A 20,791-nucleotide genomic window follows, 5' to 3' on the forward strand; every position below is an offset into this window, starting at 1 on the left:
CCACGACCCGCGTCACGCGGAAACACTGCTGAAGGAGACTTCGATGAAACCCCTGCTTTGCGCCATTCTTCTGGGTACAACATTGCTCTCGTCGCCGGTTCGGGCGGAAATGCCGATGCCTGACACGACCGAGGTTCAGATTGAGGATCTGACGATTTCCGGGGCCTTCATGCGCGCCACCCTGCCCCGTGCGCCGGTGGGCGGTGGCTATCTGACCATCGCCAATCACGGCAGCACGGATGACCGTCTGCTGTCCGTGCAGGCCCCGATCGGAAGCGATGTCCAGATCCATGAAATGGCCCATGAGGATGGCGTGATGACGATGCGTCCCCTGCCCGAAGGTTTGCCGATACCCGCAGGTCAGACCGTGGTGCTGGAACCCAGCGGCACCCATCTGATGATCATGGGGTTGCAGGATCGGCTGCAGGAAGGCGAAAGCTATGAGCTGACGCTGCATTTCGAACATGCTGGCGATGTGACCCTGCCCTTTGACGTGCTGGCACTGAATGCGCGCAGTCATTCGGGCAAGATGGCCCCTCATATGCACGAACATATGACCGCCAAGGTGCAGGAATGACCGGAAAGTCCCTGCGCTATCTGCGCTTGCTGCTGTGGGGGGGCGTTCTGGCCGCCGGTCTGGGTGCAAGCTGGTTCTTTCTGCTGGGCGGTGGTGCCGGGCCTGATCGTAGCGAACTGGTCACCGACGAACTGGGGCGCGGAGACTATCGCCTGATCACCACCGAAGGCAGAGAGTTCACACAGGACAGCCTGGCTGGCCAACCCGCGCTGGTGTTCTTTGGTTTCACCCATTGTCCAGATGTCTGCCCGACCACGCTTGCCGACATCGCGGCCTGGAAAGAGGAACTGGGTGACAGGGGGGATGCGCTGCGCGTCTTCTTTGTCACGGTCGATCCCCAGCGCGATACGCTTGAGGTGCTGCACGCATATACCTCGTGGCTGCCGGGGGTGATCGGGGTCACCGGCTCGGCAAGGGAGATCGCGCGGGCGCTGGAGGCCTTTCATATCTATGCAAGGAAGGTTCCGCTGGAGGACGGGGAGTATTCCATGGATCACAGCGCTTACGTCATGTTGTTCGATCGGGATGGCCGGTTCGATCAGGTGATAGCCTATCAGGAAGACCCCGAGCGGGTTTTGTCCAAGCTGCGCCATGCGCTGGAGGCCGCGCGATGAGGCGCTGGGTTCTGGTTATATGGCTGGCGGCCGTCCTGGCGCTTGGTTCTGCAACCGCAACGCTTTGGCTGTCTCATCGAGGTCAGGTGTCACTGGCACCATCTGATCTTGGGCAGGGCAATTATCAACTGGTGCAGATGGGTGGCGCGCCCTTTACGCGCGATACGCTGCGCGGATCGCCGTCACTGGTGTTTTTCGGCTTCACCCATTGCCCCGATGTCTGCCCGACGACCCTGGGAGATCTGGCGATCTGGAAAGAGGAGCTGGGCGAGGAAGGCCGGAAACTGCGGGTGTTCTTTGTCTCGGTTGATCCCGAACGCGACAGCGCATCGATTCTCGAGGAGTATCTCGGTTGGCTGCCCGGCGCATTTGGCATCACCGGCTCGCGCGAGGAAACCGACAGGGCGCTGCGCTCATTTCGTGTCTTTGCCAGAAAGATTCCGCTGGAGGGTGGCAACTATACCATGGATCACAGTTCTTCGGTGCTGATGTTTGACGCGCAGGGACGATTCTCGGGCACCATCGCCTATCAGGCCCCGCCCGACGAGGCGCTTGGAAAAATCCGCGATCTGTTGAACGGATAGGCGGTTTGAAACAACTGCAAGATTATCAGGCAAGCATTTGACAATGATTAATTAATGAGCAAGTATGAATCGGTGTTTTCGCCGGATTCCTGAAGGCCGCAGACTGTGGCTTTTGGGGGATGACAACTGTGACTGATGTCGATAACAACGCAGCTCCTCGGACATTGATTTCGTCGCCTGTCCCGCGCCACAAGCCCTGCATTTACAGGTTTTGACGGTTCTGTGAAAAATTCGCTGTGATTGCATTATTGTCTGGTCATACCACCACAGGATGAATAGAAGCCTCCTCCATAAATCTAAGCTGAATAGTTAGGGACAGAATTTGCGCGTTCTTACAATCTTCGGGACCCGCCCCGAGGCCATCAAGATGGCACCTGTGGTCACGGGTCTTGCATCCGATGAGCGTTTTGAAAGCCAAGTCTGCATCACCGCCCAGCACCGCGAGATGCTGGATCAGGTGACCAGTCTTTTCGGCATTCGCCCCGAATATGATCTGGACGTGATGAAGCCGGGTCAGGACCTGACGGGCGTCACCTCGGACATCCTGCTGGGACTGCGCGATGTCCTGGCCGAGGCACGCCCGGACATGGTGCTCGTGCATGGCGATACGGCAACCACATTGTCGGCCACGCTTGCCGCCTATTATGCCCGCATTCCGATTGGTCATGTCGAGGCCGGGCTGCGGACCGGTGACCTGTATTCGCCCTGGCCTGAAGAGGGCAACCGGCGCGTGACGGGTGCACTGGCGGATCTGCATTTCGCCCCGACCGAGACTTCGCGGGCCAGTCTGCGCCGCGAGAATACGCCCGATGACCAGATCATCGTCACCGGAAACACCGTCATTGATGCCCTGCTGCAGGTTGTCGAGCGGATCCGCAACGATGCTGCGCTGAGCGCAGAACTGGCCGAGCGTTTCAGCTTTATCGAACCCGGCCGTCGCGTTGTGCTGGTCACCGGCCACCGCAGGGAAAGCTTTGGCGGCGGGTTCGAGCGGATCTGTCAGGCGTTGCGCCAGATCGCGGACCGTTTCCCCGATGTGGATCTGGTCTATCCGATGCATATGAACCCCAATGTGCGTGAACCCGTGCAGCGCATTCTGGGCGGGGCGGACAATATCCACCTGATCGAACCGCTGGACTATCTGCCCTTCGTCTGGCTGATGAGCCGGTCCGATATCATCGTCACCGACTCGGGCGGCATCCAGGAAGAGGCCCCCTCGCTTGGCAAGCCGGTTCTGGTCATGCGCGACACGACCGAACGTCCCGAAGCCGTCGATGCCGGCACGGTCAGGCTGGTGGGCACGGATACCGATCTGATCGTGCAGCAGGTCTCGCTGCTGCTGAGCGATCAGTCCGCCTATGACCAGATGAGCTTTGCACATAATCCCTATGGCGACGGCAAGGCCGTCGCCCGGATTCTTGATGCACTCGCGCAATTCAAGGACAAGAAATAATGAACGACTTCAAGAATATCTGCATGGTTGGCCTGGGCTATATCGGACTGCCGACGGCTGTTGTCTTTGCACTGCGCGGCGTCGATGTGATCGGCCTGGATGTCAACGCCAGGGCGGTCGAGACGATCAACCAGGGCAAGACCCATATCGTCGAGCCGGGACTGGATGACGCGCTGCGCCGCACCGTTCAGGCGGGGCGCCTGCGTGCCACCACCACGCCCGAGCCCGCCGACGCCTTTCTGATCGCGGTGCCGACACCCTTCCTGTCAGAGGGCGAGGGCCATGACCCGGACCTGTCCTATGTCAAATCGGCAGCGCTTGCGATTGCGCCGGTGCTGAAAAAGGGCGATCTGGTCATTCTGGAATCGACCAGCCCCGTCGGCGCGACCGAGCAAATGGCCGCCTGGTTGTCCGCAGCGCGCCCCGATCTGACCTTCCCGCAGGACGCTGGCGAAGACTCGGATATCCGCGTGGCCCATTGCCCCGAACGGATCCTGCCCGGCCATGCATTGACCGAGCTGGTCACCAATGACCGCATCATCGGCGGCATGACCGAGGCTTGCTCGACCCGCGCGCGCAAGCTTTACAAGCTGGCCGTTGAAGGCGATTGCATTGAAACCGATTGCCGCACCGCCGAAATGGCGAAGCTGACGGAAAACAGCTTCCGCGACGTGAATATCGCCTTTGCCAATGAGCTGTCGCTGATCTGTGACCGCCAGAACATCAATGTGTGGGAGCTGATCCGCCTGGCCAACCGCCATCCGCGCGTGAACATCCTGCAGCCCGGCCCCGGCGTCGGCGGACATTGCATCGCGGTCGATCCCTGGTTCATTGTCAGCCAATCCCCTGAAGAGGCCCGGATCATCCGCGCCGCGCGCGAGATCAATGACAACAAGCCCGAATGGGTTCTGGCCAAGGTTCATCAGGCCGTCGCCGAACATGCCGCCAAGGGCGGCGCGCCCGCGCGGATTGCCTGCTTCGGTCTGGCCTTCAAACCCAATATCGACGACCTGCGCGAAAGCCCTGCCCTGTCCATCGCGACGCGGTTGGTGCAGACCTATCCCGGGCAGGTCGACATTGTCGAACCCTATATCGAAAGCCTGCCGGCGCAGCTGGAAGGCAAGACGCAACTGCTGCGCCCGAGTGTGGCGGCCGAGACCTGCGACATCATCGTCCTGCTGGTCGACCACGATGATTTCAAATCCATGCCTGCGCCTCGCAACAGCACCGTCATCGACACTCGCGGTGTCTGGGTCGGTCATGATGCGGTGACCCCGGCTGCGGCCCCGGCCAAGGCAGAGCCCGTCGAAGCGGCTGTCAAAGAGCTGCAGCCCGCCTGACCACAGCGCGGCAGAATCGACCCGCGCTGCGCGCGGGTTGGTCAGCCCAACACCAACAGCAAGGGGCGTCCGGCAGAAACTGTCCGGGCGCCCTTTTTGTTCAGGCGAATGCCATGCGAAATCGCAGCATCGCCCGAAGCCCCCGAATTCCCGAAATCTTTGGTCACGGAAGTTCCGTTTGCGGGTTCCCGTGGTGCTTGCCATCGTGAAACCCACCCCGGAAATGCCGCCTGGCGCAAGCGGATTGCCGTGGTCGGAACCGCCTCGTTGCAGGTTGAGACATGTCGTCGCGGGGTCGGACTTCTCCAAACGCGCAACTACTCCTTTGACTCGAACAGTTGCAAATTCAGAATTATTTTTGTTAGTTTTCAAGGAATAGGTAGTATTGCCTATACTTATTGCAACCTCGTTCCGGCTGCGTTACCAGCGTTGGAACGGTCTCGCAGGGGTTTAGCTTAAATGTGGCAGGCAGCATCCCTTTTGGCGGCTGTAGACCGACTCAGAAGTATGGGCAGAAACAAACCAGCAAACGATTTGCTCGAACACGCTTTTCTCGTATCGCAAGATAATATTTTCCTTGAACAGAATCCGGCCGCAGAGCTTTTTGAAGACAGCGGTGCCAATCTGGATTCCGGTACTCATTTGGTAGCCAGATCCGATGCTTATGGTCGCGTCAGGATCGCGGGAATCCTCGATGAATTCTCGGAGGCCTGCTTCGCACCCGAGTGCGATTATCTTGCCTTGGACCCGATGCAGTTCGAAAGCCAGATCGCCGATTTCGCCCCCGATCTGCTGCTGGTCGAATCCGCCTGGAACGGCAGCGGCGGAGCATGGGCAAGGCTGACCGACAAGGCCAGGCCCGAACTTTCCGCATTGGTCGCGCTTTGTCAGGCGCAAAGGATACCGACGGTCTTCTGGAACAAGGAAGATCCGGTCCATTTTTCGCGCTTTCTCGGCATCGCGCAGATGTTCGATCATGTTTTTACCACGGATGCCGATTGCATCCCGGCCTACAAGGCAGCAATCGGCCATGACCGTGTGCATCTGCTGCCATTTGCGGCGCAGCCCAGGCTTCACAATCCTTTCATGCCTGGCCGCCGCAAGGACAAATTCGTTTTTGCCGGCTCATATTACCAGCGCTTCCCCCAGCGTCGCCGCGATTTCGGCCGCATGGTGGATGCGGTATCCTCATGGAAGGATGTCGAGATCTATGACCGGCATCAGGGCAAGAACCGGGCCATGAACCGTTTTCCCCGTCGATTTGAGGGGATGATTGTCGGTCAGGTGCCCTATGCCCAGATCCCGCAGGTCTACAAGGGCTACAAATTCGCCCTGAACATGAATTCAGCCAAACAGTCCCAGACCATGGTCGCGCGACGCGTGTTCGAGCTGTTGGCGTCAAATACCGTGGTTGTCAGCAACTACTCTCGCGCCACGCGAAACATTTTCGGCGATACCGTCATCTGCACCGACAACCGCGCCTATCTGCTGCAACGCCTGAAAAGCTGCTGTCAGGACGATCTGACCTATCGCAAGTTCCGCCTGCAGGGTCTGCGGCAGGTCATGTCCCGACATTGCTATGCGCATCGCGTCGCAACACTGCTGGCGCTGACGCTTGGGCGCGATGCGAGTCCGGCTGAGGCCCGTATCCTGCTGGTTGCCCATGCGCGCAATCAGGTCGAGGCTGATCGTGTCATCTGGTCCTTCTCGAGGCAGGTTCATGACAATCGCGAACTGTTGCTGCTGACCGCGTTCCCTTGCAGAGATGTCGAGGACCCGCGGATCCGGATCTGTTCCGATGAGGCGCGCATGATCGATCATGTGCTGCGTGAACGGCAGAACGTGGATTTCATCGGCATGCTGCATCCCGATGATCACTATGGACCCCATTACCTGACCGATCTGGCCCTGTCGCGCGCTTACACCAATGCCGATGCGGTCGGGAAATTCTGCCGGTTCGAGGCCGATGCTGACGGGCATCCGCGCTATCTTCACCCAGACCGGGCCTATCGGGGCGTGCGCGGTCTGCCACTGCGGGCCTCCTTGATTTCGGGACAGCATATCAGCCGCGATCTCATCCGCAGATTGCTGAATCTGTATGAGGACGATCAGCTTGTCGAGGCGGGCTGGAAAATGCTGGCGCTGGATGAGTTCAATTATTGCAAGAACGGTTTCGGCCTGCCGCAGGTGGCACAGCAGGTGGACGATCTGCAAATTTCCTTCACCGGCCTTGCCACCAAGGCCATGTCGTCATTTGTCGCAGATGCGCCCCCGGCACCGCGGATTCCCTGCTCCCATCGTCGCGAACTGGTTGGAACAGCCGAGATGGCGGCCGACATGGCCGACACCGCCCATCTGTCCGCGCGGCAATCCGATCAGCACCTTGTCATTCACTCGACCTTGTCCCAGGACCGCAAGGAGGTGATCTGGATGTCGCGGCATTATCGTCGCCGGGAGTTGAACCTCCTGAACCAGAATGGCGTGGAAATCCGGCTGCAGCATGACGTGCGGGCGGCCTCGGTCCTGTGTGAAATGACGACTTCGGCAGGAACGCCGATTTCCACTTTTGGCCTGCGCAGCTCGGGCAAGCATTTCCTTCCCATACCCGAGGAGTGCGAGAATATCCGTTTCGGCGTCAAGGTCGCCGGTCCAGGCCAGGTGACTCTGGGGGATATCGTGATGTCCGAGGACGAATATGAACCCGCCGAAATCCTGTTGCAGAGCGACAGGTTGGTCGTGGCCGAAAGCTTTTCCGCCTATGGCAATCGCAAAAGCGGAAGAAGCCTGAGCCTGATCGTCGAAGAGGCTCATCGGCAGGGGCAGAAATTCGATATATTCCTGCATGGTAACAAGGTTATTTTCAGTGAATTCGAGGGCATCGACATCATTCACGGGGATGATCGCCTGCTGGAATCGGCGCTGCGCAACATTGGTCCGCAGGGCCATGTCATCTCATATGCGCCGGACTGCCATGACGCGCTGAAAAACCTTGGGGATGATGATGTCAGCGTCATATTGGCCGAGGACGAAACCCGGCTTCTGGAGGCCTTGAAGATCGCAAGAACGCCTGCGGTTCCCACGCCTCGTGTCTCTGTCGTCATTCCGGTTTTCGGGGTCGAGAAATTCATCGCCGATGCAATCAACTCGGTCCGGACTCAGACACTTCACGAACTGGAGATCATTGCGGTGATCGATGGCCCAAGCGATGCTTCACCCGAAATCGTCGCGACATTGGCGCAAATCGATGCAAGGATCGTCAGCATCACCCTGCCCCAGAATGTCGGACAGGGATTTGCCAGGAATGCCGGGCTCGAGGCTGCGCGCGGCGATTACATCTGGTTCCTGGATGGCGATGATCTGATGCCGGATCCGGGTTTCCTTGCCGCAGCGGTGGAACACGCCGACGCCCATGAGCTTGACATGGTCAGGGGGCGCAAGGAGTTGTTCCGGGGCAAACATGTCGCTGAAGCGCCTGTCCTCGATCGGCTGGAAGACCTGTTCCCACCCGATCAGCATCAGTGCATCATGGGCCAAAAGCAGGCCCTGCAAAGCTGGAATTGCTGGCTGTGGCTGTACCGGCGGGACTATCTGAACCGTCGGCACATCCGCTTTGCCCTGCCGAAAATGGAAGAACGCCCCTTCGTCATCGAGGCGGTCTCGGGCACCATGGCCATCTCCGGGCTGGATCGCGTTGCCGTCGCCTATCGCCGCCATAACACCTCGACCATGCGCGGCGGCAAGAGCCTGGCGGATGTCGAGATGTTCCTGACCAATATCCGGCTTTGCCTTGCCACGCTTGAAAAGAACATCTCGGAAACAGGTTCGAAGAGCCTGACCGATCTGCTGATGACGCAGGTGCTGCATGCCTTTTTTCTTGGCTGGCCATGGCCTGTTCTGCTGGCGCTGCCTGCCGAGCGGCGCAGGGACATTCTTGGACGCTTTGCACGGATACTGGAAGCCACGGGATTCGATGAAGACGCTCTTTCCCCGTCCTGGCCGCTGATCAAAGCCGAGGACAGGGAAAACCGTATCCACCAAAGGATCGTCACCAGCCTGCGCAGCCGCCAATTCGATGAGGTCGAGGGCCTGTTGAAGATGCGGCAGACAGGCCAAGGATCGATGTCAGCTCAGTAACGCGGGCGATCTGGCTGCCCTTCAGTGGAAACAAGTCTGAATTTCCCTTACATGCCGCCGTTGCTATCGCTGCGTCAGGCGCGTGGCTGTCGGTCCGCGTCTGGGCCTGACTGGATTGGCGGCATCAGCGCGGATCGCCGGCTTGCCCGCTTCGGGATCCAACCGGGTCCCGGTCCCAGGCAGTGATGGATGGCCCGGCATTTGACCGGGCAGTCAGCGCAGCCCTGTCCGGACCAGCCGCGAGGAACCCATGGGCTTCCGGCACAAAATGCTTGTGACAGTCAGTTTACCGATCATGAAGGCTGGCCTTTCCTGAGAGGGTCGACTATCTCGCGTTAAGAAATGTTAACGGGACATACAACTATCGGTTGTATTCACACCCGGAAACCTGTAGCCCGACAGAGTGGATCGGGCGGCCTCTTATCTCAAGGCAGTGGTCTGGTTTCACGTCGATGGGAATTCGCCGTCTGGATAGCCTCGCAGATTCACTGCGCAACCACTCTCCATATGAGCGTTCCTGCCTTTTTGCGCGGCTGTGCGGCTGCGTTCTTGAAAATGGAGAGATGATACGTGCCATATATTGCTGAAATCCCCGGAGATTTCATCACGCTAGGTGTGGATGGCTATGTCCTTAACACTGGTGAAATGCATCTGCTGAGCGGCTTCTTTTCAAATGTTCAGGAAACCACCGACGACATTTCTGCGACCAATGAAGGCGGAACCGGAAGTATCGCCGAAGAGGGAGAAACGGTCACCGTTCCCACTGGGTCGGGGGACATCGAGGGCGAGTATCTCGGCCCGGTTACCTTGTCGAGCGCCGCTGTCGGAATAAGTGTCGGAACAGGCTTCAATCTCGCGTCTCTGAGCGTCACGCTGAATGACGTTCAGGGACATGTGATCTATGATCAAAGCAGCAATACAGCATATATTATCTCGGATCAGGATCTGGCCGACGATCGCTTGGGCGCAACGGTTACGGGTTCCGTGTTGGGTATCCCCCTTGTATCAGTGGATCTTCCGCTTTCCGAAGTTATTGATGGCTTGGGGTTGGCTCCTGCAGGTGACTTCGTCCAAGACGTCTTGGATACCGCTGTTTTTACCTTGTCCGAAGGCCCCGGCGATCTTGAACTTGGCGTCACCTGCTTCACGCGCGGCACCCTGATCCGCACCCAGCGTGGAGACGTTCCTGTCGAGGCCTTGCAGGTTGGCGATCTTGTCGTCACCCGCGACAATGGCCTGCAAGAGTTGCGCTGGATCGGTTCGGTCAAGCTGGGTCGGCGCAGGCTTGATGACAATCCGAACCTGCGGCCTGTCCGGATCAAGGCGGGCGCATTGGGTACGTCTGTCCCCAGTTCTGATCTGGTCGTCTCGCCCCAGCACCGTGTCCTCGTTCGCTCGAAAGTCGCGCAACGGATGTTCGGAACCGACGAGGTTCTGGCGGCGGCCAAGCAATTGCTGCATGCGGATGGCATCGACATCGCCACCGACATGGAGGAGGTCGAATATTTCCACATGCTCTTCGATCGGCATGAAGTCGTGGTTTCCAACGGTGCCGAGACCGAATCCCTCTACACCGGCTCCGAAGCCCTGAAGAGTGTCGGCAAAGCCGCCCGCGCCGAAATCTTTGCGCTCTTCCCCGAACTCAAGGAAGCCGATTACGCTCCGGCAGGCGCGCGTGAGCTTCTGTCCGGGCGGCAGGCGCGCAAGCTTGCCATGCGGCACGTCCAGAACAACAAGCCCTTCGTTCACTGAACGGTGGCAACAGGCCAGGAACAAGGTGACGCCGGGGGTGGTTCGTTCCGCCCCCGGCGTTTGCCTGAAGTCGTGGCCACCAGTTGATGACCGCGACATGACGGGTTTCTATTTCATCGAGCCGGTCTCGACAAAGCGCTGATGCCAGCTCAGCGCCTCGGACAGGACATTGGGCGCATGCTGTCCGAAAGAGCTGCGTCGCGCGCGGTCGTAATAGTCGCGCAGCGCGTCGCGATAGTCGGGATGGGCGCATTTCGCGATGATCAGTTCCGCCTTCTGCTTCGGCGCAAGACCCCGCAGATCGGCAAGCCCCTGTTCGGTCACGATCACCTGCACGTCCTGCGAGATGTGGTCGACATGGCTGGCCATGGGCACGATGGCCGAGATCTTGCCGCCCTTCGCCGTCGATGGCGTCATGAAGATCGAGATGAAGGCATTGCGCGCGAAATCTCCTGACCCGCCGATGCCGTTCTGGATGCGTGACCCCATGACATGGGTCGAGTTCACGTTGCCGTAGATATCGGCCTCGATCAGCCCGTTCATCGCCACACAGCCCAGCCGCCGCACCAACTCGGGGTGGTTCGAGATCTCCTGCGGTCGCAGGATCAGCTTGTCGCGATAGCGCGCCGCGTCATTGTTGAACCGTTCGGCGGCCTCGGGGCTGAGCGAGAAGGCCGTCGCCGAGGCCATGCGCAGCTTGCCCGCGTCCAGCAGGTCCAGCATCCCGTCCTGAATCACCTCGGTAAAGGCGGTCATGTTGTCGAAGGGGCTGTCCATCAGCCCCGACAACACCGCGTTGGTCACATTGCCCACCCCCGATTGCAGCGGCAGCAACGAGGCCGGCATGCGGCCCAGCTTTACCTCGTGGCGCAGGAACTCCAGCAGGTGCCCGGCGATGGCATTGGCCGTGGCGTCCGGGGCGGCAAAGGGCGCGTTGCGGTCGGGGGTGTCGGTCTCGACGATGGCGACGATCTTGTCCGGATCCACCCTGAAATGCGGCTGGCCGATGCGGTCGTCGGGATTGACCAACGGGATCGGCAGGCGGTTCGGCGGCAGGGCCGTGCCGTAATAGATGTCGTGCATCCCGTTCAAGGCGTCACTTTGCCAGCTGTTGACCTCGAGGATGACCTTCTGGGCCCGGTCCAGCCATGTCTTGTTGTTGCCGACCGAGGATGAAGGGATCAGATCGCCCTCTGCGGTGATGCCCGAAATCTCGATCACTGCCGTGTCCAGCTCGCCCAGGAAGCCCTGCCAGGCCATCGGGGCGACCTGGCTGAGGTGCATGTCGAAATAGTTCATCTCTCCCGCGTTGATCTTCTCGCGCGCGATGGGGTCCGAGTTGTAGGGCAGCCGGAAATCGATCCCGTCGGCCTTGGCCAGCGCCCCGTCCAGTTCCGGTCCGGTCGATGCCCCCGACCAGATCTTGACCCGGAAGGGATTGCCCGCGCCATGCTGCGCCTCGATCCGTGCGGCCAGCGCAAGGGGCACAGCCTTGGGATAGCCCGAGCCGGTGAATCCACTCATCCCGACGACCGCGCCGTCATGGATAAGCGAGGCAGCGTCATCCGCGCTCATGATCCTTGATCTGAGCGAGGTCGGGGAAATGCGGTTGGATCTGGTCACGAATAGCTCCCTCTGCAGTGCGACAGGAAATTCGTGCCGCCTGGCGGCACGATTGTTCCTGCCTGGAATTACATGTGGATTACAACTTCTCTGATCGGGCCAAAAGACCCCAAGATGCCGCAGCGCGGTGCCTGGCCCGTCCAACGCTCGACCATGCCTGACATTTTCGCGATCCGGTGCTTGCGCGTCCTGCATCCATTGGCGCAAGCACGCGCCCGGCTCCGGCTGCATGACAGGCCAGCGTTTCAAAAGTGATGACCTGTTCTTCGTGGAATCCGCGTTCTTTAGTTCGCTCTGTTCAGGCTATTGGCACTCGACCTTGCCTGTCCCGGTCGGGTCGAGGCGCATAATCATGTCGCCGATGTGCCGAGAGGACGAAGGAACAGCGCCATGGCAATCGCGCGGCTGCGCGCAGCCCTGACCACGGTACCGCGTCGGTCTCGCTGCGTGCTCCCGGGAGAGAATTTTCCCCATCTGTCGCGCCATACTCGCAGTTTCTGCTACAACCTGCGACGAACTGCCTAGCGCCGGATATTCCATGCCGCGATGTCATGTCCCAGCGGCTGTGCGATATCTTCAAGGGAATCATACAGCAATTCCAACGCATAATGCGGATTGTGAACAAAGGCCCCCGCGTCGGAGGTGACGAATTTCCAGTTGTAGGCGGCCTTCAGCAGCCGAGGGGTCCAGGCGTTATAGGGCACGGCGCTTCCATCGACCTCGTCAATGCGGCCGTCTCCATTCGCATCGGCGAAGAAATAGGGATGGCGGTGGCCGTCATAGACCATCGGGGTGCCCGCGATATCCTGCGCATATTCGATCAGCAGGGCATGCAGCCGCTTGGCATTGGCGGCGATATCCGCGCGGATGCCCTTGTCCAGATCGCCGCTGCCATCGAAACTGATCCGCGACAGGCGGATATTGTCGGGCGTGCCGTCCTGATGGCAGGTCATGCAGCTTTCCTGTGCCACCTCGAGACTATGCGGATCATGGCAGGACACGCAGGTCGCCAGCGGGCGCGCATGGAAGAACCGTCCCGAGTATTCCTTGCCCGGATATTGATAACCGCCGCCGCCATAGCCGCCCAGCCATGAGGCCGCAGCCACCGCGTAATGCGGGTTGATGAAGGAAAGGTCGGGATCAACCCTGTCTTCATCCTGCGTTCCGACCGCGCGCGTGATCATGCTCCCCGCGGCGCGGCCCTGATGGCAGGTCATGCAGGACACCTCGGCGGTTGAACTGACAGGATGCACCAGGCCACTGGGGAAGGTGATTTCGTTGATCTTGCCCAATCCGGGGTTGTGGCAGGTATCACAATCGACCACGCCGCCCGTCGGAACCGGGGCCTCGGGCAGGCCCGGGGCGCTGCCATCCAGCCCGTGGAAGGCCCGAAACCCCGCCCCCGCGTGGCAGGTCGCGCATGCCGGGGGGATTTCGCCCTCTTCGTTCCAATGCGCGAAGGCCTCGGAAGAGGCATCCGAATGGCCCGAACGCGCCCAATCCGCGATGGCGGCCTGATTGGCAATGGTGATCTGATCGGGCCGGAACGGTCCCGATTGCGGCATGACGTAGAACTCCATCTCCTTGGCGATGCTTTCTATTTCCGAAGAGGTCGTCTCTTGCGCGAATCCGGTCATCGGCGTGACGGAAAGCATCAGGCCCAAAATGACATATATCCCGGACAAACGTCTGTTTTTCAGCGACATATTGCGTGCTCCGACAAGGAAGTGGCTACATTCGCGCTGACAAACATGCTATCAACTTGCTGCTATTCTCACAATGATTTCCTGATACACTCGGCCCGTCAGGATCGTGATTGACGGAGAAACGATGCTCGCTTCGCTTCTTTCTTCTGGGCTTGCGTTGCCGGATTCCGCGCCGCCTCTTGCAGCGACCGGGACCGAAACCCGCCTGACCGTCAAGGCCGCCGTCACGCCAGCACATGGTGAAGAGCTGCGCGTCGATCTGTTGGTGGACGAGGACGCCGTGGTCGCGCAGGGCCAACCGCTGCTGCGTCTGCGCGCCGCCCCCGGGATTTCCCTTGTGGCCCCCATGGCGGCACGCGTGGCGCGGATCGAGCTGAACCCGGGTCACAAGCTGTCCCAGATCGTGCTGTTTCACGAATCCGGCGGCGACCGGCATGAGTTCCACCCTGCCGATGGCCGTGAAGGGCTGCGCACGCTGTTGCAGGGCTCGGGGCTGTGGCGGGCGTTTCGCAGCCGGCCATTCGGACGGATGCCTCGGGCCGAGGAGACCCCCGCAGCGATCTTCGTGATGCTGGCCGACAGCCGTCCCGGGGCCCCGGCACCACTTCAGGCCATCGCCGGGCGGGAAGAGGATTTCCTGCGCGGTCTCGATGCCCTGGCGCGTCTGACGGATGCGCCCTGTTTCCTGTGCGCGCCGAAGGACCGCCCCTGCCCGACCGGTATACCCGCGCATGTCAAGCGTCTCTATATTGCCAGAACCCATCCTCAGGGTCTTGCCGGTCTGGCCATTCACCGCCATTTCCCGGCCCGGATCGAGGCCCCGGTCTGGGACATCCATGCCGAGGATATCACCGATCTGGGGGGGCTGCTGGCGACCGGCCACCTGCCGGAAACCCGGCTTGTCGCCATCACCGGCAATGCGCTGCGCGAGCAGCGGCTGGTCAGATGCCAGCAAGGCGCCGATCTGCGCGGTCTCAGCCAGCCCTTGCTGCGGCCCGGCCCGCATGACCTGCTGTCGGGGTCCATGCTTGACGGGCGCGCTGCCCATTGGCTGGCCCCGCGTGACCGGCAGATGACCGTGCTGACACGCGAGGACACACCCAAAAGGCAGCATTGGTTTGGTGCCGCGCTGGAACGTGCGGCGCGCCATGCCCCGATCATTCCGACCATGGCCCTGGATCAGGCGCTTGGCGGCGCCCTGCCGCCGGCGGCATTGGTCCGCTGCCTGGCCTGTGCGGACAGCGAAAGCTTTGTCCGTCTGGGCGGTTTGTCCCTTGTCGAAGAGGATCTGGCACTGGCAGATTATGTCACCGGCGCGCGGCCACGTCTGGCCAATCAGCTGCGCGCCATGCTGAACCGGATAGCGGATGAGGAGGATGCCCGATGAGGCGCGGACTCTGGGATCGCGAAATGGTGGCGCTGCTCCTGCTGCTGGCAATCATGCCGATGGTGCTGGCATGGCTGGCATTTGGCGGCCTGGATGCGCTGTGGCGGCTGGTCTTTGCCTTGGTGGTTTCGGGCATCTGGCATCTGGTCTTCATGCTGGCGCGCGCGCAGCCGCCCTCTTTTGCGGGGGCGTTGAGCAGCGTGGCCATTGCCATGCTGGCCCCGCAGGATCTGGGCGTGGGGCAAATGGTCATGGGAATCAGCTTCGGCACGGTGATGGCCGAACTGGTCTTTGGCGGATGGGGGCGCAATGTGCTGCATCCGGCCACGGTCACGCTGGCTTTCCTGGGTTTCGGCTTTCCGGCGGCGCCATGGCATGATTTTGCCGCGCCGGTGTCATGGGCGGCCATCGCCGCGTTGCTGATGGGCACGCTGTTCGGCGTCATGTCACTGCGGATGATCCTTGGGGCGCTGGCGGTTGCCGGAGCGGGCCTGGCGGCAGGATTTCCCGTGACCGAAGTTCTGCCCCTGGCGGGCATCGTCTTTGCATTGCTGGTCACGGACCCGGTGGCCAGCGCCTCTACCCGCCTGGGTGGATGGCTGAACGGGGCGCTTTACGCCGCGCTTTGCCTGTTGTTTGCCAGTGGATGGCAAGGCGCGGCCCCGGCCCAGATCGCCATATCCGCAGCGCTTCTGACTTCGCTGTCGGCGCCGCTTCTGGACGAGATCGCGATTGCGCTGTGGCTGGCGCGCAGGAGAAGACGTCATGGCTGAGATGAATCCGATCACCGCGTGGCGCAGGCTGTTGGCGCTGCCCAATGAAAGCAGAACCAAGACATTGGTCATTGCCTTTCTGGTCTCGGCCGTCTGTGCGCTGTTCGTCAGCGGCGCCACCGTCATCCTGCGCCCGATCCAGACGGCCAACCGCGCCGCCGAGCAACAGGCACGGCTTGAAACGCTGATCGCGGGAATCCCCGGCATGTCCGATCTGCTGGCGCAACAGGGCGGGCAGTTGTCAACCGTGGTGATCGATCTGGACAGCGGCACCGTGGCGGGGGATGTGACGCCCGCGACCCTGTCCGCCGCGCTGCAGGACAGCAGCAACTGGACCGGACTGGCCGCGGCGCAGGATCTGGCCGGTCTGGGTCAGCGCCCGGATTATGCCCAGGTCTATTTCCTGCGCGACAGCGATGGCGCGCTGTCCCTTGCGCTACTGCCCATCAGCGGCAGCGGCTATAACGGACCGATCGACGCCATTCTGGCGCTGCGGGCCGATATGAACACCATCGCCGGGCTGGCAATCACCGGTCAGTCCGAAACACCGGGCCTTGGCGGGCGGATCGAGGAACCCGCATGGCTGGGCCAGTTCCGTGGAAAATCCATTGCCGATGCCTCGGGAGAGGTCCGCTTTGCCGTCGCCAAGGGTGTGGCGGGCAGCGAGTTCGAGGTGGACGGGATCACCGGTGCAACGCGCACCTCGAATGCCATGACCCGCATCATCCGCTTCTGGCTGGGCCCGGACGGCTATGGCCCGCTGCTGGATGCGATCAAGCGCGGGGAGTTCTAGGTCATGTCCGCGCGCCCCGAGCTTTGGCAGATCCTGACCCAGCCGCTTGTGCGGCAGAACCCGGTGACGCTGCAGATCCTGGGCATCTGCTCGGCGCTGGCGGTGACGACCTCGGTGGCCACGGCGCTGACCATGTCGGCCGCGCTGACGGTGGTGCTGGTCATTTCGGCAGGTGTGATCAGCCTGATCCGGCGCCATATTCCCGATTCCATCCGCCTGATCGTGCAGATCGTCATTGTCGCCTCGCTGGTCATTGTCATCGACCAGCTCTTGCAGGCCTATCTGTTCGAGATCAGCCAGAGCCTGTCGGTCTTTGTCAGCCTGATCACCACGAACTGTCTGGTCATGGGCCGCACCGAATCCTTTTCGCGCCACAATCCGCCGCTGCGCGCCATGGTGGATGCGCTCGGCAACGGGCTGGGCTATTCGCTGGTGCTGACGGTCATCGGATCGCTGCGCGAGCTGTTCGGGGCCGGATCGCTGCTTGGCTGGCAGGTCCTGCCGACCGTCGATCAGGGGGGCTGGTATACGCCGCTGAACCTGATGTTGCTGGCACCTTCTGCGTTTTTCCTGCTGGGCGGTCTGGTCTGGGCGATCCGCAGCATCCTGCCCGAACAAGCCGAAACGCCCGAGTTCCAGCCCCCCGATGATCCCGAGGAGGCCGCATGACCGATCTGTTCTCGCTGTTCCTGCGCGCGGCCTTCGTCGAGAACATGCCGCTGACCTTCTTTCTGGGGCTATGCACCTTTATCGCGCTGTCGCGCAAGACAGGCTCGGCTCTGGGGCTGGGTATCGCGATGATCGGGGTGATGGGGGTGACGGTGCCGCTGAACCACCTGATCTATAACAGCCTTCTGGCGCCCGGGGCATGGGCCTGGGCGGGGTTGCCCGAAACCGATCTGTCCTATCTGAAGCTGATCGCCTTCATCGGGGTGATTGCCGCCACGGTGCAATTGCTTGAAATGGTGCTGGACCGGTTCTTTCCGGCCATCCATGCTTCTTTCGGGGTCTTTCTGCCCCTGCTGACCGTGCAATGCGCGATCCTTGGCGGCAGCCTGTTCATGGTCGAACGCAGCTATGACCTTGCTCAATCGGCGGTCTTCGGGCTTGGCGCGGGCTTTGGCTTTGCGGTGGCGGTGGTGATGCTGGGGGCGATCCGCGCGCGGCTGGCCTATGCCGATCTGCCCAGAGGGCTTTCCGGGCTGGGCATCACCTTCATCCTGGCCGGCATGATGTCACTTGGCTTTTCCGCCTTTGCGCAAATGGTGGCACCATGACCGAGATCGTTCTGGGCGCCGGCATCGTCATCTTGTTGATCGTCTTGCTGACGCTGGCGCTGCTGGCGACACGACAACGCCTGATCCCGCCCGAGGCCGTTCGCGTCACCGTCAATGGCCGTCAACAGATCGCGGCCTCGCGTGGCGACCGGCTGCTGGGGGTGCTGCATGGGGCCGATATCGGCATCCCGGCGGCCTGCGGTGGCTCGGGCACCTGCGGCCTGTGCCGCGTCGAGGTTCGGGGCGAAGGTGCTGGCGTTGCCCAGGCCACTGAAAAGGGCATCCTCTCTGCGGCCGAACGCAAGGCGCATATCCGACTGGCCTGTCAGACGACGCTGCGCGGCTCCTGCGAGGTCACGGTGCCCGATGCCTTGCTGGGGGCGACGGGTTTCACCTGCCGGGTGATCTCGAACCGTCAGCTTGCGCCCCTGATCCGGGAACTGGTGCTGGAGCTTCCGGCGGAGCAGCCCTTTGACTTTCGCGCCGGCAGCTTTCTGCAACTGACCGCCCCGCCCTATGAACTGGATTTCAGCCATATCCGCGTCGAGGACCGTTTTCGCGACATCTGGGAACTGGCCGACTGGCCGCAGATGCGTTCGGTCTCGGCCGAGCCGGTCACCCGCGCCTATTCCATTGCCAACCGGCCCGAGGATGTCGGTCGCGTGGTCTTCAACATCCGCCTTGCCGTGCCCCCCGCCGGACAGGAGCATGACCTGCCGCCCGGGGTGGTGTCCTCATGGCTGTTTTCGCGTCAGCCCGGCGACAGGATCGAGGCCTCGGGGCCATTCGGGGATTTTCACGTCCAATCCACCGAGCGCGAGATGATCTTTATCGGCGGTGGTGTCGGCATGGCCCCGCTGCGGGCGATGATCCACGAACAGATCGGGGCGGGAACCAACCGCAGGATGCGCTTCTTTTACGGGGCCCGCGCGGCGGCTGATCTGTTCTATGTCGATGAATTCGACGCCATCATGAAGGCCCATCCCAATTTCACCTGGACGCCCGCCCTTTCTGATCCCGCGCCCGGGGATCGCTGGAAGGGGGCGACGGGCTTCATCCATGATACCGTCCGCGCGGCGCTGTCTTCGCATCCCGCGCCCGAGGATTGCGAATATTATCTGTGCGGGCCGCCGGTGATGATCTCCGCCGTGCTGCACACATTGGCGCAATTGGGCGTCGAGCCGCATTCCATCTATAATGACGATTTCGGAGGTTGAGCGATGCCGATCCACCCCACCCGCCGTCAGATGATCGCCCTGGGCTGTGCCACGCTGGGGGTTCACACCGTGCAGGCCGCCCCCGCCATCATCGTGCCTGACCGTGCCGCCACCCACAGCATCGGAGGGCGCGCCTTTGCCAGCCATTGGCGCATCACCGCCCCTGTCAGCGTCGACCTGGAGGCCAGGCGCAAAGCCATCACGGCATTGCTGGACAGGATCGACCGGCAGATGTCGCCATGGCGTCGCGACAGCGATCTGACCCGTTTCAACATCGGCTCCGGTGAACGCCCGGTCGCGCCCGAGGCCGCCTTCGTGGCCCGCGCGGCGCTGGAGATGGCGCGCGACAGCAACGGTTGGTTCGATCCGACCGTCGGGCCGCTGGTGGCGCAATGGGGCTTTGGCACCATCACCGGATCACAGGCGGGCCACTGGCAGGCCCTGTCGGTTGAGGGGAACAGTCTGCGCAAGGAGTTGCCGGGCCTGACCATGGATCTTTGCGGCATCGCCAAGGGCCACGCGCTGGACCTGATGCTGGCACATCTTCGGGATGCGGGTCTGGAAGATGTGCTGGTCGATCTTGGCGGAGAGTTGAAAAGCGCCGGGCAGCATCCTTCGGGGCGTGACTGGCAGGTGGCCATCGAGGATCCGCGCCGCGAGCGTCAGGGTTTCGCGGCTGGTCTGCATCTGCCCGCTGACATGGCGGTGGCGACATCCGGGCTGCGCGCGCAGGGCTATGACCTGGGGCAGCGCCACTATGGCCATATCATCGACCCGCGTCTCGCGCGTCCTGCCCAGGGCGATCTGGCCTCGGTTTCCGTGCTTGGTTCCAAGGCCATGCAGGCTGATGGCTGGGCCACCGCGCTGTTCGCCGCAGGTGCGCAGGGGCCGGAAATCGCGCGGGACAGAGGCATTGCGGCGCTGTTCCTGTTTCGGAACGGTTCGGACCTGCGGGCCGAGAGCACCGGCGGTTTCGACCGCCATATGATATAGGGCGGGGCATGGAAATTCTGTTGGGATTTGGAATCATTCTGCTGGCAGTCCTTGGGCTTGGGTTGGGTTCGCTGCTGGGACGCGGGGCTGTCAAGGGCTCTTGCGGCGGAATGAGCTGTCTGAAGGATGTCGCATGCGAGGGCTGCCCGCATCGCCACGGGAAGGATCACCCATGAGCCAGGATGACACCCTGCAGGCACTGGTGCGCCGGGACATGCCGAGGCTGACCCCTGACATGCCGATCCGGCGTGCGGTGGCCATCCTGCTGGAACAGCGCAGCGCGGCGGCCCCGGTCGTGGATGACAGCGGGGCCCTGCGGGGCATCCTCAGCCAGAAGGATTGCTTTCGCCCCTCGCTGAATGCCAGCTATTATCAGGAATGGAAGGGCACGGTGGCGGATTTCATGAGCGCAGATGTCGCCACCCTGCCTGCCAGCCTTGACGTCATTGCCGCCGCCGAGGCCTTTCTGTCCCAGCCCTATCGCAGCTTTCCGGTATTGGACGGAGAGCAGTTGATCGGCATGGTAAGACGTTCGGACGTTCTGAAACGTCTTGTCGAACTGGGGTAG

17 protein-coding genes are annotated in these 20,791 nt (G+C 61.7%); 15 read left to right on the forward strand and 2 right to left on the reverse strand.

Annotated features, from left to right (window positions below; translation table 11 throughout):
• Window positions 1-43 precede the first annotated feature (43 nt).
• The 7 genes from JHW44_RS15115 to JHW44_RS15145 all read left to right on the forward strand — a co-directional run bounded on the left by JHW44_RS15115 (window position 44) and on the right by JHW44_RS15145 (window position 10,454).
• Entirely contained in the window at window positions 44-577 is a 534-nt protein-coding gene (locus JHW44_RS15115) for a copper chaperone PCu(A)C (RefSeq protein ID WP_245847491.1), read from the forward strand.
• On the forward strand, window positions 574-1,191 hold the full coding sequence (locus JHW44_RS15120; RefSeq protein WP_089346180.1) for an SCO family protein: 618 nt from the start codon (window positions 574-576) through the stop codon (window positions 1,189-1,191). The genes JHW44_RS15115 and JHW44_RS15120 overlap by 4 nt, the downstream gene beginning before the upstream one ends.
• A complete protein-coding gene (locus tag JHW44_RS15125; protein WP_089346179.1) occupies window positions 1,188-1,775 on the forward strand; it encodes an SCO family protein in 588 nt (195 codons plus the stop codon). The genes JHW44_RS15120 and JHW44_RS15125 overlap by 4 nt, the downstream gene beginning before the upstream one ends.
• Before the next feature lie 322 nt (window positions 1,776-2,097).
• Window positions 2,098-3,228 carry a non-hydrolyzing UDP-N-acetylglucosamine 2-epimerase gene (gene wecB / locus JHW44_RS15130; RefSeq protein WP_089346202.1) on the forward strand — a complete coding sequence of 377 codons (1,131 nt, stop codon included), beginning with the start codon at window positions 2,098-2,100 and terminating at the stop codon, window positions 3,226-3,228.
• Window positions 3,228-4,568, forward strand: coding sequence for a UDP-N-acetyl-D-mannosamine dehydrogenase (gene wecC / locus JHW44_RS15135; protein ID WP_089346201.1), 1,341 nt, complete (start codon window positions 3,228-3,230; stop codon window positions 4,566-4,568). The genes wecB and wecC overlap by 1 nt, the downstream gene beginning before the upstream one ends.
• 642 nt (window positions 4,569-5,210) lie before the next feature.
• Window positions 5,211-8,702, forward strand: coding sequence for a glycosyltransferase (locus JHW44_RS15140; protein ID WP_179217702.1), 3,492 nt, complete (start codon window positions 5,211-5,213; stop codon window positions 8,700-8,702).
• 570 nt (window positions 8,703-9,272) lie between these two features.
• Window positions 9,273-10,454, forward strand: coding sequence for a Hint domain-containing protein (locus JHW44_RS15145; RefSeq protein WP_245847054.1), 1,182 nt, complete (start codon window positions 9,273-9,275; stop codon window positions 10,452-10,454).
• Between the two features lie 108 nt (window positions 10,455-10,562).
• On the opposite strand, the gene JHW44_RS15150 is transcribed toward JHW44_RS15145, so the two are convergent.
• The gene (locus JHW44_RS15150) at window positions 10,563-12,029 is read right to left on the reverse strand and encodes an acetyl-CoA hydrolase/transferase family protein (protein WP_089344205.1); all 1,467 of its coding nucleotides are present in this window, start codon (window positions 12,027-12,029) and stop codon (window positions 10,563-10,565) included.
• A 569-nt stretch (window positions 12,030-12,598) separates the two neighbouring features.
• Window positions 12,599-13,783, reverse strand: coding sequence for a cytochrome c3 family protein (locus JHW44_RS15155; protein WP_218822567.1), 1,185 nt, complete (start codon window positions 13,781-13,783; stop codon window positions 12,599-12,601).
• A 124-nt stretch (window positions 13,784-13,907) separates the two neighbouring features.
• Here JHW44_RS15155 and JHW44_RS15160 point away from each other — a divergent pair, with 124 nt between their 5' ends.
• The 8 genes from JHW44_RS15160 (at window position 13,908) to JHW44_RS15195 (ending at window position 20,791) form a co-directional block, all read left to right on the forward strand.
• Window positions 13,908-15,170, forward strand: coding sequence for a Na(+)-translocating NADH-quinone reductase subunit A (locus JHW44_RS15160; RefSeq protein ID WP_089344206.1), 1,263 nt, complete (start codon window positions 13,908-13,910; stop codon window positions 15,168-15,170).
• Window positions 15,167-15,943: an RnfABCDGE type electron transport complex subunit D gene (locus JHW44_RS15165; protein WP_089344207.1), complete on the forward strand. Its 777-nt coding sequence runs from the start codon at window positions 15,167-15,169 to the stop codon at window positions 15,941-15,943. The genes JHW44_RS15160 and JHW44_RS15165 overlap by 4 nt, the downstream gene beginning before the upstream one ends.
• Complete coding sequence (locus JHW44_RS15170) at window positions 15,936-16,736, forward strand: Na+-translocating NADH-quinone reductase subunit C (protein WP_089344208.1); 801 nt, start codon at window positions 15,936-15,938, stop codon at window positions 16,734-16,736. The genes JHW44_RS15165 and JHW44_RS15170 overlap by 8 nt, the downstream gene beginning before the upstream one ends.
• Before the next feature lie 3 nt (window positions 16,737-16,739).
• The gene (locus JHW44_RS15175) at window positions 16,740-17,405 is read left to right on the forward strand and encodes an NADH:ubiquinone reductase (Na(+)-transporting) subunit D (RefSeq protein WP_089344209.1); all 666 of its coding nucleotides are present in this window, start codon (window positions 16,740-16,742) and stop codon (window positions 17,403-17,405) included.
• Window positions 17,402-18,013: an NADH:ubiquinone reductase (Na(+)-transporting) subunit E gene (gene nqrE, locus JHW44_RS15180; protein WP_089344210.1), complete on the forward strand. Its 612-nt coding sequence runs from the start codon at window positions 17,402-17,404 to the stop codon at window positions 18,011-18,013. Before JHW44_RS15175 ends, nqrE begins: the two co-directional genes overlap by 4 nt.
• Complete coding sequence (gene nqrF / locus JHW44_RS15185) at window positions 18,010-19,230, forward strand: NADH:ubiquinone reductase (Na(+)-transporting) subunit F (protein WP_089344211.1); 1,221 nt, start codon at window positions 18,010-18,012, stop codon at window positions 19,228-19,230. Before nqrE ends, nqrF begins: the two co-directional genes overlap by 4 nt.
• Window positions 19,231-19,233: 3 nt before the next feature.
• The gene (locus JHW44_RS15190; protein ID WP_089344212.1) at window positions 19,234-20,223 is read left to right on the forward strand and encodes an FAD:protein FMN transferase; all 990 of its coding nucleotides are present in this window, start codon (window positions 19,234-19,236) and stop codon (window positions 20,221-20,223) included.
• Between the two features lie 172 nt (window positions 20,224-20,395).
• Window positions 20,396-20,791 (forward strand): CBS domain-containing protein, encoded by a 396-nt coding sequence (locus tag JHW44_RS15195; protein WP_089344213.1) that lies wholly within the window; start codon window positions 20,396-20,398, stop codon window positions 20,789-20,791.

The organism is Paracoccus seriniphilus, assembly GCF_028553745.1.
In the GTDB taxonomy this organism is placed as follows: domain Bacteria; phylum Pseudomonadota; class Alphaproteobacteria; order Rhodobacterales; family Rhodobacteraceae; genus Paracoccus; species Paracoccus seriniphilus.